Genomic DNA, 15,928 nt, shown 5'->3' on the forward strand with positions numbered 1-15,928 from the left:
TGCTGCTTGTAAAATCGCTTGTGTGAACTCCAAGTTGTTCAAGTTGAATTGACCTACTGCATAACCGTTATCTTTAGCAGTATTTAGCATTTCTTTCATTGATACTAATGGCATGATAATTCCTCCAAATTAGAATATGTAATATAGAATCGCATAAAGAGCTCTCGCTCTTTACGCGGTATTCTGCCTAAATTAGTTAGCTACGTGAACTTTTAAAAGGTTTGTTGAACCAGACTTACCAAACGGCATTCCAGCTGCAAGAATAACAAGATCACCGTGCTCAATAATACCTTTATCAACAGCAAGGTTTGTTGCATCACTTGTAATATCATCAATTGTTTCAAACGTGTTGCCTTCGATTGGAACAACACCTGACATAAGCATTAGCTTACGAGAAGTTGATTGATTTTTTGTGATTGCTACAACTGTTGCTTTTGGACGGAAGCGAGAAATCATGCGTGCTGTATATCCGCTTTCCGTTGGAGCTAAGATTGCTTTTACATCAAGCGTCATTGCTGTATCTGCTACTGCTTGACCAATTGCATCTGTTACGCTTGAAACACCAACTGAATCAGCAAACAGTTTTTCTTTTGAATAATCAAGAGCAGATTCTGCACGAAGTGCGATGCTGTTCATTGTGCGAACAGCTTCAACTGGATAGTCCCCAGCAGCCGTCTCACCAGAAAGCATGATTGCATCTGTGCCATCAAAGATTGCGTTTGCTACGTCACTTGCTTCAGCACGAGTTGGACGTGGGTTACGTTGCATAGAATCTAACATTTGTGTTGCTGTAATAACAGGCATTCCTAAATGGTTACATTTTTCGATAAGCTCTTTTTGTACAAGAGGTACTTCTTCAACAGGAATTTCAACACCCATGTCTCCGCGAGCAACCATTAAACCATCAGAAACTTCTAAGATCTCATCAATGTTATTGATTCCTTCTTGGTTCTCAATTTTAGAGATGATTTTAATATCTGTTGCATTGTTGTCTTCTAGAAGCTTACGGATTTCAAGAACATCTGCTGCTTTACGAACGAAAGAAGCAGCAATGAAATCTACGCCTTGCTCAACTCCGAATAAGATATCTGCACGGTCTTTTTCTGTAATACCAGGAAGGCTTACGCTTACGCCAGGAACGTTTACACCTTTTTTGTTTTTAAGAACGCCAGTGTTTTGGATTGTTGTATGAATTTCACCATTTGCAGCGTCAACAGTGTCTACTGTTAGACCGATTAAGCCATCGTCAAGTAAAATTGTATCCCCTTGTTTTACATCGTTCACAAGGTTTGAGTATGTAATAGAGAACTTTTCTTTCGTTCCTTTTACTTCTTTCATTGACACGATGATTTTTTCGCCTGCTACAAGCTCAAGTGCTCCGCCGTCCATTTCGTTTGTACGGATTTCAGGGCCTTTTGTATCAAGAAGAATAGCAACTGTTTTACCCGTTTCTTTTGACACTTCACGAATTGTTTTAATACGGCCACCGTGCTCTTCAAAGTCACCGTGTGAGAAATTTAAACGAGCTACGTTTAAACCCTCTTCTACTAATTTCGTGAATGTTTCGCGATTTTCACTAGCTGGTCCAATAGTACATACAATTTTAGTTTTTCTCATTCTCTCTTCTCCTTACGTCTAAAGATTATGGAACAATTACAAATTACTACACGTTCTTTTTCTTTAGATTGATAATTCTTTAGATAGTTTATACATGTTCATGTCGATATGATGTTCTTTTCCTAACACTTCTAGAATATCGTAATCAACAAGCTCATTTTTTTGAATTCCAACAGCACGTCCGCCGCGTCCTTGCAATAGTAAATCAACAGCATATCCACCAAAACGGCTTCCTAATACACGGTCAAATGCAGATGGAGATCCTCCGCGTTGAATGTGGCCAAGAACTGTTACACGTGTTTCAACACCTGACTTTTCTTTTAACTTCTCAGCAAGTTCATTTCCACTCATAACACCCTCAGCAACAACGATAATGCTGTGTTTCTTACCACGCTCATTTCCTTGATGAAGACGAGCAATGATATCATCGAAAGATTCGTCTGCTTCCGGAATCAAAATTGTTTCTGCTCCACCAGCAAGACCTGACCAAAGTGCAATGTCTCCAGCATCTCGACCCATTACTTCAACGATGAATGTTCGCTCATGCGAAGAAGCCGTATCGCGAATACGGTCAATTGCATCAATGACAGTATGTAAAGCTGTGTTGAACCCTAACGTATAGTCTGTTCCTGGAATATCATTATCGATAGTTCCTGGAATTCCGATACAAGGGAATCCTTTTTTTGTAAGCTTAATTGCGCCTTGGTAAGATCCATCTCCCCCAATAACAACTAATGCTTCAATACCATGTTTCTTCAGTTGTTCAATGCCCTTATCTTGTCCCTCTTCTGTTTTGAATTCTTCACAGCGAGCTGACTGAAGCATTGTTCCACCACGTTGAATAATATCTCCAACAGAACCAACTTCTAGCTTTTGAATGTTTCCTTCAATAAGCCCTTTATATCCTTGACTAATTCCATACACTTCAAGTCCTTCAAAGATTGCTTTGCGGACTACCGCACGAATTGCTGGATTCATACCTGGAGAATCGCCGCCACTCGTTAATACGCCGATTTTTTTCATTTTTCTCATCACCTCATACATCTATCATATTTCAAGATTGTCTTTTTTACAAACAATCTTACATAGGAAATGGGGAATCGTTTCTAAGCATTACATTATGAAAAATTTTACTCTTCTTTATGTATACCTTATAATGGAAAAAACTCCATTGTAGAAACTCATTGATTTACGCCTATTACCTTAACATACTTGTTATATTTGTGAAAATAGCATGAAAGCGATTATCATCTCTTTTTTTCACTTTTTTTCACTTTTTTTCTTCGTTTTTCGCCCTTCTTTGCGTTATTTCATATTTTTTCACCTTAACGCTGTTGCTCCTTAAAAAGTTTCCAATTCTATTTTTTAGTATAACCTATCCTTGTCAATCCATTACCTTTTTTAACAAAGAGAAAAAGCGCAGAAAAGATTCTGCGCTTTTTCGTTTTTATAGTTCGTCAAAACCATTTGCATCTGTTGTTTTAGCATATTGACGACTTTTTTGTTCGAAGAAGTCTGTTTTGCCAAGATCCACTGTTTCATATGCTTTAATCCAACGAAGGGGATTTTGTCGGTATCCTTCATAAGGACGCTCAGTACCAAGTTGATTTGCCCGAACGTTTGCATAAAACTTAATGTAATCTTCTACCTCTTGTAGAACAAGACCTTCAATTTCATCTCCGATTACAGTCTTAGCCCAGCTTACTTCAAGCTCAACGGCGCGCTTAAGTGTTTCATTAATAAATTGGTGAAGTTCTTTCGTGTTGTATTCTGGATACTCCACTAAAATTTCTTTAAAAATCTTCACAAATAAATCAACGTGAATTTGCTCATCTCTGTTAATGTAATTAATCATGGTGCTTGTAGCTACCATTTTGCGGTTGCGAGCAAGATGATAGAAAAAGGCAAAACCAGAATAGAAGAACAAACCTTCTAAAATCACGTCGTACACAAGCGACTTTAAGAGCGTTTCGACGCTTGGGTTTTCAGCAAAATCCTTATAACCGTTCGTGACGAATTCATTGCGCTCTACAAGCGTTGGTTCTTCACGCCAGTAGTTGAAAACTTCGTCTTGTTTAGATTTGTTTACAATGCTTGAAAGTACGTAGCTATAAGAGTGATTATGAATGACTTCTTGCTGTGCAAGCATAATCATAAGCGCATTTAAGCTTGAGTCTGTCAAATAGTCTGCTACTTTCCCGGCATAGTCTGTTTGAATGCTGTCTAAAAGAGCAAGAAGTCCAATAATTTTCAAGAAAGAATCTTGTTCTTTCTCTGTTAGCTGCGGAAACTGCTTAATATCATGTGACATATTAATCTCAAACGGTGTCCAAAAGTTCGCTAGCATTTTTTTATATTTAGGGTACGCCCAACTAAATCGAACGTCATCCCAGTTTAAAACATTAGAGCTTTCTCCGTTAATAATGCTTGTTGATCTGTTTGGTGCCTGACGATCCATAATGTCACGCTTTTTTAGTGTATATGACATCACAATTCACCTTTCTTCTATTATATATGTTACTCTTAGCTATGGCAGCTTTCACATTCGTCAATTGCATCTCCAGATGTTGAACGAACATAATATGTTGTTTTTAATCCTTCTGACCATGCATTAAGATGCAGATCTAAAAGGTCTTTTGCACGAATATCGTTTTGTACATAAAGATTAAAAGATACAGCTTGGTCAATGTGACGCTGACGTTTCGCGTTTTGTTTAATGCTCCAATTTTGATCAATGTGATATGCTGATTTATAATACCAGTTTGTTTGCGGCGTAAGATCTGGTGCCGTTACTGGAATTTTATAGTCCTTCTTCTCTTCCGAATATTCTTTACGGAAAATAGGATCGATACTTGCACTAGAGCCCGCAATAATACTTGTGGAAGAATTCGGTGCAACAGCCATAACGTAGCCGTTTCGCATTCCGTGTTCTTGCACTTTAGCACGAAGTTCTTCCCAACGATCGCTCGTATACCCACGATCCTCAAAATAGCGGCCATTCTCCCATTCTGAACCTTCAAATACAGGGTATGAACCTTTTTCTTTTGCAAGCTCCATACTCGCTGAAATGGCATAATAGGCAATGTCCTCATATAAGCGATCATTGTACTCAACAGCATCATCACTTTCCCAGCTAATTCCCTCAAGGGCTAGTAGGTGATGAAGCCCAAACGTTCCTAGTCCGACAGCACGATACTTTTCATTCGTATATTTAGCTTGTGGTACAGGAATTGTATTTAAGTCAATTACATTATCAAGCATGCGCATTTGAATTTTCACAAGACGAGGTAGAACGTCTGCTTTTACAGCTGTTGCAAGTGAAACAGAAGACAAGTTACACACAACAAAATCGCCCATCTCTTTGCGAATTACAATTGTGCCTCCATCTGTTGTTTCTTCAACAAGCGTTGTTGCACTCATGTTTTGAGCAATCTCACTGCAAAGGTTACTTCCGTAAATCATTCCCTTATGTTTGTTCGGATTTGCTCGGTTTACTGTATCACGATAGAACATGTAAGGTGTCCCTGTTTCAAGCTGTGAAATCATAATTCGTTTCATAATTTCGATTGCCGGAACTGTTTCGCGAGAAAGCTTCTCTTCTCTTACACACTCTTCGTATTTTTCTCTAAATGAACCGCTGCCTTTTTCTTCATCGTAAAAATCTTCAAGAGAATAGTTCATAACGCTTCGCACTTCATGTGGGTCAAATAAGTGCCATTCTTCTCTGTTTTGCACTTTCTCCATAAATAAATCTGGTAAGCATACGCCTGTAAATAAGTCGTGTGTACGAAGACGCTCATCTCCATTATTCAACTTAGCATCAAGGAAACTGAAAATATCTTTATGCCATACATCTAAGTAAACAGCAATTGCCCCTTTACGCTGTCCAAGCTGATCAACACTAACAGCTGTATTATTTAGCTGTTTCATCCATGGCATAACTCCTGAGGAAACACCTTTAAACCCTTTAATATCGCTTCCTCTTGGACGCACTTTTCCTAGGTATACACCAATACCTCCGCCGTGTTTTGACAGGGTAGCAACGTCTGTATTGCTGTCGTAGATGCTTCTTAAATCATCTTCAACTGTATCAATAAAGCAGCTTGATAGCTGGCCATATGTTTTACCTGCATTTGCAAGTGTTGGTGTAGCTACTGTCATATAAAGATTTGAAAGAGCCCAATATGCTTCTTCAATAAGAGCAAGACGTTTTTCTTTTGGCTCATTTTGCATAAGCGTCATTGCAATAATTAAGAAGCGCTCTTGCGGTAATTCCATTGTTTTGCGATCGTGTGTTTGAGCTAAGTAACGATCAGATAATGTCAGTAGCCCGATGTATGTAAAAAGTTCATCACGTTCTTGTGAAATAAAACTTTGAATCTTTTCAATCTCTTCTTTCGTGTAAGAAGATAAAAGAGCAGGGCTGAAAATTCCTGTGTTTGTTAACGTCTCAATTAAATGATAAAGAGAACCATATTTCTCATCTGCTTGATAGCCACGGTTTTCTGCTGCATTTCCGTAAAGCTTGTCCAATAAAACGCTAGCTGCAACATATGTCCAATCAGGTTCAAGCGTGTTAATACGCTCAAGCGCACCTAAAATAAGCAAGTTTGAAAGACGATCTCTCGTGACTTCCTGTAATGTGAACACCCCTTGAACAATTTTCTGTTCATAATCGTCAAAATCTAGATGTGGATATTTTTCTTTTAGTTTTTCTAGATATCCAACTAACGCCTCTTCAGCTCCATCTTGTTCGACAACCGTTTCTAACGTGTTCGAATTTGTTTGTAACATAATATTTCCTCCAGTCTTTACCATTCACTCTACAAAAAAAGCTCATTGTCTCTTCGAGAGCAATGAGCATAAAGCGAAGGAACGTGCGCACAAAAAAGCACAACCCTCGCTTTATCCTCCTAACTCCCGAACAGAATAAAACGTCTCAATAAAAGGCAGGTCTCCTGACTTTTGCGTCTCTCTACTCTAAGCCCTTCCCGTATAATAAGCTTATGTAAGCCTTTTCGTTCATACAGTGGATGCGCTTATTTCATCAGCAATCACAGTTGCGGGTACAGTTTTGGTTTGATTACCAAATTCCCTTTTAAGTCAATACATGACACCTTTATTTTAGGTTTATACAAAATATAGTATTTTTATATTCATCCGAACACTACATATTGTGTTTATTATTCTATCAGACTCTTTTAGATTTTACAACAGAAAAACTCTATGTTTGTTACAATACTTGATTATACACAGTTCTTGCCCGAAAGAAAGACCTTGACTTTTCCCGCATTTATTAAACTTCTTTTCTCTCAAGGTATTGTTCCTTATAAAAAAATCAATTTCACTTTTTTGCTATTAAAAAAACTAGTTCACAAAAAATATGAACTAGTTTTATAATACACATCTTTTGTTTTTCTTAAGCAGATTTTTGATGAAGCTTATGATACGTAATTCGGACAAGTTTGTCCATAGTAAAGACGATAAGGAGGCTTGATAAAAAAGCGGCTAGAAAGCGATGATCATTGTTTATACTTTGTATAAAATGAAAGACAAAACGGTGTAGCAAACAAAATATAATGGTTATAAAAAAAAGTTTTATTCCTAACAAAATCTCTTTTTGACGTTCTTTATTAATTCCTTTCCATACCCCACAGATGCCGACAAAACTTACAAGCATTGCACCAACCCCAAGCACATATTGACGCTCGTGCCATACTTGTACAAACCCTAAAAATAAAAGTCCTAAAAATACAAAGGAAAGCGCCGTATCTCTTTTGGTATTTTTCACTCTTCTTCTCCTTTCATATATACTAAACAATTATCCCAAGTTTATCATACATTTTCTCTTCTGTTCCCCCTTTTTTACATTTTTCTGGATATTTTTTAGTGTAAAAGAGAAGAGCACGCTCTTCTCTTTTATGACTGTCACTGCCACTTATCTTTCCACTCTTGAATCATTTTATTATTTTCTTTTATTTTCGCTTTCATAAGAGCTAGTTTTTGATCTCTAATCTCCCATACGGCTTCTTTACGGCTTTTATATTGATCTAAAATACGCTTTTCTAACCTTTTAATTTCCTCTGATGAGAGTAATTTTTGTTCCTCTATATACTTTACCCCTAAAAGAAGTCGATCACGCTCCCTTAGGCTTGCTTTATCATAAGATTCTTTAATAGAATCAAAACGTCTCTGCTCGCTAAGCTGTTCCTCATCTGAAATTGCCGCCTCTTGCACAAAAGTTTTTTCAGGCGTTTCTTGCTCCCACTCTTCCTTAATGTATGTTTGTAGTTCTTCCTCCGTTGCCACGGTCTTGTAGGTACCTTTTGCTGCGACTTGTTGAAGTGCCGCTTCCTCCTCTTGCTCTACATCAAGACCAATAATATGGATATCCTCGCTACCATTAGAAAGAATACTTTTACTTTCTTCTCCTTCGTTCTCACAAATATCTATTCCATCGCTAATAATATAAATAGAATTTTCATATTGTTCATCACTGTAGGAAGAAAGAACTTCTTCTACTTTTTGCAATCCTGCTGTAAATGAAGTGTCATCCCCTTCTCTATATTCTGCTAGAGAAGAAGCAAATTCACCTGGTTCATATGACTTATGATCATATGCTACTTGTATATTCCGGCATGCGGGGACTTTTTGTGTTTCCTCATCCTCTTCTATTGGGTTCTCATATGTTAAAAGTGTAAGGGATTCGTCGTTAGGAAGAGCTGCTGCAAAATCAATAATTGCCTTTTTCGCTAATGAAAGTTTTGTTTGATTTCCTAACGTTTCTTCCATACTTTTACTCCCGTCTATCAAAAGTACGGCATTCTTCTTTTTCTTTTGATCAGCAGTTACCTCTGGAAATACAGGTTCAAATGTTTCAAGCTCTTTTTCTATTTTCCCGTACTCTCCACTTCCTAATAAGTAAACAAGATAGTTATAAAACGATTGCTCGCTACTTTTTTGCGACTGGGCGAATGAATCAATTTTCTTATGTAGAAAAGGTTCTAGATCACTTTCGATGATTTCGTCATATTTTAACGTTTGGGCAAGTTCTCTCCCCTTTAAATACTTTTTTACAAGAATCCCTTGCTTTTGATTGTTCATATCTTCTACAGTTTCTGCTGCTTGTGGTATGTTTTCTATATTAGCGCTTGAATAAGCATCAGTTTCTTCTTTTTTGCCACATGCAGTATGTATAAATAAAATGAAAATAAAAAAACTGATTAAGAGCGTTTTCCGCTTCATATCTATTATGCACCTTTCTTTCTAAAATGCTTTCTTCTTCTATATCGGTTTTGCTTCTTTCACGCTTCATAACTTCCCGTATTTACCAGCCCCTATCTTCTTCATTATCTTAAAATTCCTCTAGCCAATCAACAAAAAAATAAAGCTAGAGATATTCTCTAGCTTTATTATGTGAAGTATTCAATTTTGGCGTTCGGAAAGTATTTATCAATATAAGATTCCAAATGCTCACGAAGCTCATGTTCTTCATCTTTAGAATAAATATATTTTCCAATTCCATATCGTCCCCACTTATAGCGACGACTTTCTTCATCCATTTCAAGCTTTGATTTTGGATAGTTTTTTTGAATAACTCGCTTTGCTGGCTTTGTAAAGCGATGCTGAATCATTTCAAAAGTGATGTCTTGTCGGGCACTTTCAGGCAACTGTGCATCAAGCTTTTCAAAAAGCGTCTTATACCCTTCCTCCCAGCCTTCATGAATATAAATAGGAGCAACAATAAATCCAAGCGGATATCCTGCTTCTGCAACTTTCCTCGCAGCCTCAATTCGATAATCAAGCGATGATGTTCCAGGCTCGAAATTTTTAATAACATAATCAGCATTCACACTAAAACGAAATCTTGTACGCCCGTTATGCTCTGCATCTAAAAGATGATCAACATGATGAAACTTTGTAACAAAACGCAGTCTTCCAAAATCCGTTTTCCCAAAATATTCAATAGCACGTTTAAGCGTATGTGTTAAGTGATCAATTCCAACAATGTCAGAAGTACATGAAGCTTCAAAACGGGTCATTTCAGGTGCTCTTTCCTCCATATACTTTCTTGCTTGATCAAAAATTTCATATGTATTTACATATGTTCGAATGTATGGTTTGCTGCCCATTGTTGTTTGTAAATAACAATAGTGACAGTGTCCCATACATCCTGTTGCAAAAGGTATTGCATATTCTGCTGATGGCTTTGATGTATCAAACTTTAACGTTTTTCTTACGCCAACAACAAGCGTTGATTTAGCGTTACGGTATTGCTGTAGATGATTTTCCCCTGGAATGTTTCTTACTTGATTATGTGAAGTTGTTTCTCTTATTTCAAGACCCATCTTTTCAAACTTTTCTTTTAGTTCTACACCAAGAAGGTATTCAAGCGCTCTTGGTTCAATATATACAAGCTGTGGTACAAAAGGTTTTATCATCCCTGTAAATCCTTTCTCCGTTAGACACGGGCTTTAAAAGCGTTCCTTTATATAGTAGAGAACCATTTTTTTAATCATCCTGCTCATAATCAAAGATTTCGTTGTATGCCTGCTGTGCATCTTGTTCCGTAGGGAAAAGAGCATCATCTTCACCAATGAGGTGATATGATTCATGAATAAAAAGAGCAACGTCGTTTTTATTTTCAGGGTGTTGTACAATCTCTGCTTTTTGAATGTTTGCTACTGTCGCAGCATGCGGATTGCGATATATAACATACACGTCGTCTCCTTCGCGTATTTCTTTTGGATCAAGCGTATTCATTTTATCCCTTCTCTCGTTTAGATTTTAGGAACTATCCCATTTTTTTAGCGTCTCCGCCATATACTGTTTTATGAACCGTCTAATGAATTAGCCAATGTTACCAAAAAAAAAAAAAAAAACGCAGCATCTTCTAGATGCTGCGTTTGTTACTATATATTATACATTTTGGCTTGATTTTTGCGCGTTTTTCAACCGATTTGCAAAGACATCTTTTGCTTGAGTAGAGCGATTGTCTGCTTCTCTTTCTTCCCATAGAACTAAAAGGCGACGATAATAAACATACCCACCTAAACTAAGCAGAAACAACAAAATGGTTAAAACCATTACAAAATCAAAATCCACAATCGATCATTCTCCTTTTCACAGTGTCTTTACCACATTAACGAAAAAGGTAAGAGCAAAGTTTCATTTTTCACATTACAGTTGTTTAACAAACGTGTGACGACTTTCATCATAATTTAAAAGTGCACTATCCTGATGTTGAAACCGCTCATTTTCAACGTTCGTAGACACAATAATTTTCTTACAACCTTTTTGCTTTGCCCATGTTTGCAAATAAACAAACAAAGCATCTATATATAAATCAATCTCCTCATTCCCATAAAGAAGCTCACTAATGTACAAATGTTTCCCGTCGCAAAAGTTGGTATGAATACTTCCCCCAACAATAACCACTATCTTTTGCTTCACAGAAAGCGAAAAGAAATGATGACCTTCTGCATTCATAACCGTTGCTTGCTGAATAAATTGATCACGATCTAATTCCGCATCAAGACGTTTTAGAAAGTGAAAAACTTGAAACCATTCCTCCGTGCTACTTAGTTGCTTAATTTCGTAATTGTCCATTGTTATACTCCCATCATCAGTAGAGCCGTCATGCTTGAAATTGTTCGCATGATGTTTACACATAAGTTGCAAAACAGCTTTACTGACTATTTTCCATTTTTGACATTATTTTTATTTTTAAGACGTTAAAAAGTTAAAAAAATAACCCTACTATAATATTCAAGTTATACTCATCTTTTTTGGGGGTGATTCTACTTAAAAATAAATTTTTAGTGGAGACCTCTCCCTTGTTCCTTAAAAGTTGACGAATTTTTATAGCAGTGCTTTAATAATGATGAATCTACATTAAAAAAGTGAGTTACTGGAAATTTCCATATGACAAGGAGCTTTTAACAATGTTACCTAGTAAGGAAACGCTACAATTTTTAATGCCATATAAGTTTGCTGTTGATGAACTTAAAACTAAACTAAAAATCATCCAGCAGGAGGCTTATTTTTCACTTGAGCACAATCCAATTGAACATATGAAGTTTCGGGTTAAGAGCCCGGAAAGCATGACAAAAAAGTTAAAAAGAAAAGGTGCGGCTGCAACGTTAACAAGTGCAAAAAATGTTTTAAATGATATCGTTGGCGCACGCATTGTATGTTGTTTTGAAGAAGATATTTACTTTTTACGTGACTTATTTTATTCACGTCCTGATCTAACTGTAGTTGAAGAAAAAGACTATATTAAAGAACCAAAATCAAACGGCTATAGAAGTCTACACTTAATTGTCGAAGTACCTGTTGTAATGCATGAAAAAACAGAAATGGTTAGAGCAGAGATTCAAATTCGTACTATTGCAATGGATTTTTGGGCAAGTGTTGAACATAAAATTTTCTATAAATACGACCGGGAAATCCCTACTCATTTAAAAGAGGAATTATCAGAAGCTGCCTCTGCCGCTAACGAACTAGATTTGAAAATGGCTAAAGTTCGAAAAGAAATTCAAAATATCGAAAATGCGTATGATTCGATGATTATGCACTAGTTCATTCTTCTTTAAATATGACGATTCTTCAAAAAATAAGGACTATCAGTTGCTCTCTATCTCTTAATAAGCTACGATAAAAGAAAGAACGTATTTAACGAGGTGGACAAGGTGAATCTTAAAAAAATCGCGCAAATTTTTTTAATCGCGATTGCAGCAACAGTTTTTGGCTCTTTCATTGTACTTATACTTGTACGAGCCCTTGTTGGTCTGTTTTAAAATATAATAAAAAAAGCTGACAACTGGATTGTCAGCTTTTTCTTCTTTTATAATACTTTCACATAAAATGTACGCGTTCTCGGACCATCGTATTCACAAAAATAAATTCCTTGCCAAATTCCAAGAAGAAGATCCCCTTCTGTAACGATAATGTGTTGCGAAGGACCAACTGTGCTTACTTTTAAATGAGCTGCTGTGTTACCTTCCATATGACGATCTTCCCTATGTTCCCACGGATAAACTTCATCAAAGCGCCGAATCATATCTTTTTTCACATCTGGATCTGCGTTTTCATTAATTGTAATCCCTGCTGTTGTATGTGGAGAATATACAAGAACCGCTCCTTCTTTCACATTCGCCTCCTTTACAACACTACGTACTGTGTCTGTTACATCAATCATTTCATCTCTTTTTTTCGTTTCTACCGTAAACTTTTTCAACATGAAATAAATTCTCCTTTTTTTCTTTTATTTTCTAGAATTTCTGCTACACTTTTTACTAGAACCGATTGTTCTTACAAGTACTATAACCGATTTCATAAAAGAGAAACAGCTTGATTCTAATCGAATTTTAGGAGGCACATAGATTTGGGAAAAGCAAGTCGTACAATTATTTTTGATATTCTATTTTACATTGCTGTTCCATGGCTAATTTGGAAATATGGCCGTGAGAGCCTTGGTGACTATTATGCAATGCTTCTATCAACAGGACCTGGTATCCTTTATACGCTTTATCGCTTCGGGCGAGACAAGCAGTTTAATGTAACAGGGCTGTTTATTTTAACAACGATGATTTCAAGCACTGCTGTTGATCTTTTATCAGGCTCTGCTGAAGCAATGCTCGTTAATAGCGTATATGTTTCTGCTATTATTGGCGTCTTTTTCCTTGTGACAACATTTACAAAAAGACCATTCGCTATGTATTTTTTCGTTGATGGCTATCAGCTAATGGGCTATGATCGTCAACAAACACTCGCAGCTTGTCTGCACCCTTCTATCCTAAAAGGATTCCAAATTTGCACAGGAATCATGGCGCTTCGGCAGTTCGCTACAAGCGGTGTGAAGTGGTATTTAATCGGAAAATACGGTGTTGATGGATACGACAAAATGCTTGTTGTAATGCGTGTAACAGGCTGGATTTTTTCAGGAGTTGTAACGGTTGCGCTCATTATTGTTGCAAGCAAGCTTGGCAATATGCTTCCACATGAAGAAGATGAAAAGGATGAAGATCAAAACCCACCACCATCTCCTGACCATAAGCTAATCTAAAAAGCATCCTGCATAATGGCAGGATGCTTTTTTTCGGTTTTAAAAGGAAAATAGCTTATGATATGGAATGACTTACAAGAGATAAAAAGATGAGGTGAGAAAGTATGAAAAAAGCATTTATTTTTATCATTCTTTTTCTATTGATTGGAATTGGATTTCTGTTTTCTGTACGAGAATCTGATGTTTTTGCCCAATTTCCTATTCCAAGAACAGCTGAAAAAGATGCGAAGATATCTCACGACTCCTCTGTTGAAAAGTATGCTAGATATAGCTGGCCGAAAATAAAGAAAGATGAACCAATTCCTTCCTCTTATAAAACGTTAATTACAATGTGGGGATGGAAAGAGAAAGAACAACAAGATCGTAAAGAAATGACAGTGTTTAAAAAGGATGAAAAAGAGATTCGCTTTTTTACACACGATGGCTTCTTTATCCTAGTCACAACAAAATAAAGCTTTTCATAAAAAAAACAGGATGCGCTCGCACCCTGTTTTTTTGAATTAGAATTTTGCTTGATAGCTTTCAAGTTCCCAGCCGTGAACAGCTAAACGGTAGCTATCCCACTCGCCTTTTTTCAATGCAATATACTCTTCATATACGTGTGAACCTAACGTACGTTTTGCAAAATCACTATTTTGAAGTGCTTCTACTGCTTCTTTTAAGTCACCTGGTAAGCTGTCAATTCCAAGCTCAGCACGGCGCTCTTCTGTCATATGGAAAATATCTTCATTTACAGAATCAACAGGTTTTAAGCTACGTTCAATTCCATCAAGACCTGCTGCAGCAACTGCTGCAAACGCTAAGTAAGGGTTTGCTGATGGATCTGGACAGCGAAGCTCAACACGTGTACCCATGCCTCTTGTTGATGGAATACGCACAAGTGCAGAACGGTTTGAAGCACTCCAAGCGATATAGCAAGGTGCTTCATATCCTGGAACAAGACGCTTATAAGAGTTTACAAGCGGGTTTGTAAGAGCAACAAAGTTTTTAATGTTGTCCATAAGGCCCCCTATGAAGCTATAAGCTGTCTCAGAAAGAGCATCTTCTCCTTGTGGATCAAAGAACGCATTTTCACCATCTTTGAAGAATGACATATTTACGTGCATACCAGAACCATTAATACCTGCTACTGGTTTTGGCATAAATGTCGCATGTAAGCCAAATTTAGCAGCTACTGTTTTAACTACCCATTTATATGTTGTTGAACGGTCAGCTGCTGTTAGTGCATCTGCATATTTGAAGTTAATTTCATGCTGTCCTTCCGCTACTTCATGGTGTGATGCTTCAATTGTGAAGCCCATTGCTTTTAACGCACGGTAGATTTCTAAACGAACGCGTTCCCCAATGTCTTTTGGAGATGGCTCAAAATAGCCACCATTGTCGTGAACCTGCACTGTTGGATTTCCTTCTTCGTCTGTTTTAAAAAGGAAGAATTCAAGCTCTGGACCTACTGAAATTGTATATCCATGATCAGCAGCTTTTGCAATCGTGTTTTTTAAAACATTGCGTGTATCTCCTTCAAAAAGAGTGCCGTCCGGGTTTGTTACACTACAAAGGAAACGAGCTTCCGAATATCCTTCTTCAACAGACCATGGTAAAACAGCGAACGTTTGTAAATCTGGTTGAAGATAAAGATCAGATTTATTGATTGGTGAAAAACCTACAACAGATGAACCATCAAACATGCTTTTACCTTCTACAACGTCGTCTAACTTTTCAACTGGAACTGTAACATGCTTTAAAGTTCCTTCAAGATCGATGAATTGAAGATGAAGAAGTTCAACGTGTTTTTGGGAGATGATGTCTTTGATTTGTGATAAAACGTCCGTTTGCGGAGTTGCTTCTGTAATTGCTAATTGACTCATGTTATATAACCTCTCAATTTAATGTTATTTTTTCTTACACCATTTATATTTATATTATATTCTGACTTTTTTATTTTTTCAAGGCTTTTTTCACAAATTTCCGACCCTTCTCCCTAAAACCCTTCTTCAATGTTAAGGATTCAACGAAAAATCCGCTCATTTCTACGCTAAACAATTACAAAAAAACACGTTTCAAGGCGAAACGTGTTTTTTTAAAGCGCTATCATTAAGGTTTCTGTCTTCTGCATCTTGGAATTGATGATTTAAAAAAGCTGCAGACTTTTCCGTGATCGAAACCTTCTTTCATAATTTTCTTTTATTATATCATAAATTTGAAAAGAAAAAAGAGAGCTTATTCGCTCTCTTTTTTCTTTTCAAA

At 36.9% G+C, this 15,928-nt stretch carries 15 protein-coding genes, 1 pseudogene and 1 riboswitch; of the genes and pseudogenes, 3 read left to right on the plus strand and 13 right to left on the minus strand.

Translation table 11 applies throughout. The features are described from left to right. From MOC86_RS26410 to MOC86_RS26460, 11 genes and pseudogenes are all read right to left on the minus strand, one after another. Positions 1 to 114: class II fructose-bisphosphate aldolase (locus tag MOC86_RS26410; RefSeq protein ID WP_268586879.1), on the minus strand; the 114-nt coding region annotated here is incomplete at its 3' end. 90 nt (positions 115 to 204) lie between these two features. After that, positions 205 to 1,617: pseudogene (gene pyk, locus MOC86_RS26415) on the minus strand (pyruvate kinase); the annotation flags it as partial. Positions 1,618 to 1,680: 63 nt separating this feature from the next. Beyond that, a complete protein-coding gene (gene pfkA / locus MOC86_RS26420; protein ID WP_061803906.1) occupies positions 1,681 to 2,640 on the minus strand; it encodes a 6-phosphofructokinase in 960 nt (319 codons plus the stop codon). A 424-nt stretch (positions 2,641 to 3,064) separates the two neighbouring features. Beyond that, positions 3,065 to 4,105 (minus strand): ribonucleotide-diphosphate reductase subunit beta, encoded by a 1,041-nt coding sequence (locus MOC86_RS26425; protein ID WP_243513077.1) that lies wholly within the window; start codon positions 4,103 to 4,105, stop codon positions 3,065 to 3,067. A 35-nt stretch (positions 4,106 to 4,140) separates the two neighbouring features. After that, positions 4,141 to 6,411, minus strand: coding sequence for a ribonucleoside-diphosphate reductase subunit alpha (locus MOC86_RS26430; RefSeq protein WP_268586871.1), 2,271 nt, complete (start codon positions 6,409 to 6,411; stop codon positions 4,141 to 4,143). Between the two features lie 136 nt (positions 6,412 to 6,547). Further along, positions 6,548 to 6,753: riboswitch (cobalamin riboswitch) on the minus strand. A gap of 283 nt (positions 6,754 to 7,036) precedes the next feature. Continuing rightward, positions 7,037 to 7,408: a hypothetical protein gene (locus MOC86_RS26435; protein ID WP_243513082.1), complete on the minus strand. Its 372-nt coding sequence runs from the start codon at positions 7,406 to 7,408 to the stop codon at positions 7,037 to 7,039. A gap of 137 nt (positions 7,409 to 7,545) precedes the next feature. Next, complete coding sequence (locus MOC86_RS26440; RefSeq protein ID WP_268586872.1) at positions 7,546 to 8,862, minus strand: vWA domain-containing protein; 1,317 nt, start codon at positions 8,860 to 8,862, stop codon at positions 7,546 to 7,548. 167 nt (positions 8,863 to 9,029) lie between these two features. Continuing rightward, positions 9,030 to 10,058 (minus strand): spore photoproduct lyase, encoded by a 1,029-nt coding sequence (splB, locus tag MOC86_RS26445; protein WP_268586873.1) that lies wholly within the window; start codon positions 10,056 to 10,058, stop codon positions 9,030 to 9,032. A gap of 70 nt (positions 10,059 to 10,128) precedes the next feature. Then, positions 10,129 to 10,380, minus strand: coding sequence for a transcriptional regulator SplA domain-containing protein (locus tag MOC86_RS26450; RefSeq protein WP_268586874.1), 252 nt, complete (start codon positions 10,378 to 10,380; stop codon positions 10,129 to 10,131). Between the two features lie 156 nt (positions 10,381 to 10,536). Continuing rightward, on the minus strand, positions 10,537 to 10,722 hold the full coding sequence (locus MOC86_RS26455) for a hypothetical protein (RefSeq protein ID WP_243513102.1): 186 nt from the start codon (positions 10,720 to 10,722) through the stop codon (positions 10,537 to 10,539). Between the two features lie 75 nt (positions 10,723 to 10,797). Further along, positions 10,798 to 11,226 carry a hypothetical protein gene (locus MOC86_RS26460; protein ID WP_268586875.1) on the minus strand — a complete coding sequence of 143 codons (429 nt, stop codon included), beginning with the start codon at positions 11,224 to 11,226 and terminating at the stop codon, positions 10,798 to 10,800. Positions 11,227 to 11,561: 335 nt separating this feature from the next. On the opposite strand from MOC86_RS26460, the gene MOC86_RS26465 reads away from it, so the two are divergent. Beyond that, complete coding sequence (locus MOC86_RS26465) at positions 11,562 to 12,197, plus strand: GTP pyrophosphokinase (protein ID WP_019393348.1); 636 nt, start codon at positions 11,562 to 11,564, stop codon at positions 12,195 to 12,197. A 266-nt stretch (positions 12,198 to 12,463) separates the two neighbouring features. Here MOC86_RS26465 and MOC86_RS26470 read toward each other — a convergent pair whose 3' ends face one another. Beyond that, positions 12,464 to 12,859, minus strand: coding sequence for a secondary thiamine-phosphate synthase enzyme YjbQ (locus MOC86_RS26470; protein WP_268586876.1), 396 nt, complete (start codon positions 12,857 to 12,859; stop codon positions 12,464 to 12,466). A 144-nt stretch (positions 12,860 to 13,003) separates the two neighbouring features. Here MOC86_RS26470 and MOC86_RS26475 point away from each other — a divergent pair, with 144 nt between their 5' ends. After that, positions 13,004 to 13,684, plus strand: coding sequence for a VC0807 family protein (locus MOC86_RS26475; RefSeq protein ID WP_268586877.1), 681 nt, complete (start codon positions 13,004 to 13,006; stop codon positions 13,682 to 13,684). A 104-nt stretch (positions 13,685 to 13,788) separates the two neighbouring features. Next, positions 13,789 to 14,136, plus strand: a complete 348-nt coding sequence (locus tag MOC86_RS26480) for a hypothetical protein (protein ID WP_061803897.1) — start codon at positions 13,789 to 13,791, stop codon at positions 14,134 to 14,136. Positions 14,137 to 14,184: 48 nt separating this feature from the next. Here the strand turns inward: MOC86_RS26480 and glnA are convergent, their stop codons facing one another. Next, a complete protein-coding gene (gene glnA / locus MOC86_RS26485; protein ID WP_268586878.1) occupies positions 14,185 to 15,549 on the minus strand; it encodes a type I glutamate--ammonia ligase in 1,365 nt (454 codons plus the stop codon). Positions 15,550 to 15,928 lie beyond the last annotated feature (379 nt).

The organism is Priestia endophytica (genome assembly GCF_026790145.1).
In the GTDB taxonomy this organism is placed as follows: Bacteria; Bacillota; Bacilli; order Bacillales; family Bacillaceae_H; genus Bacillus_I; species Bacillus_I endophytica_A.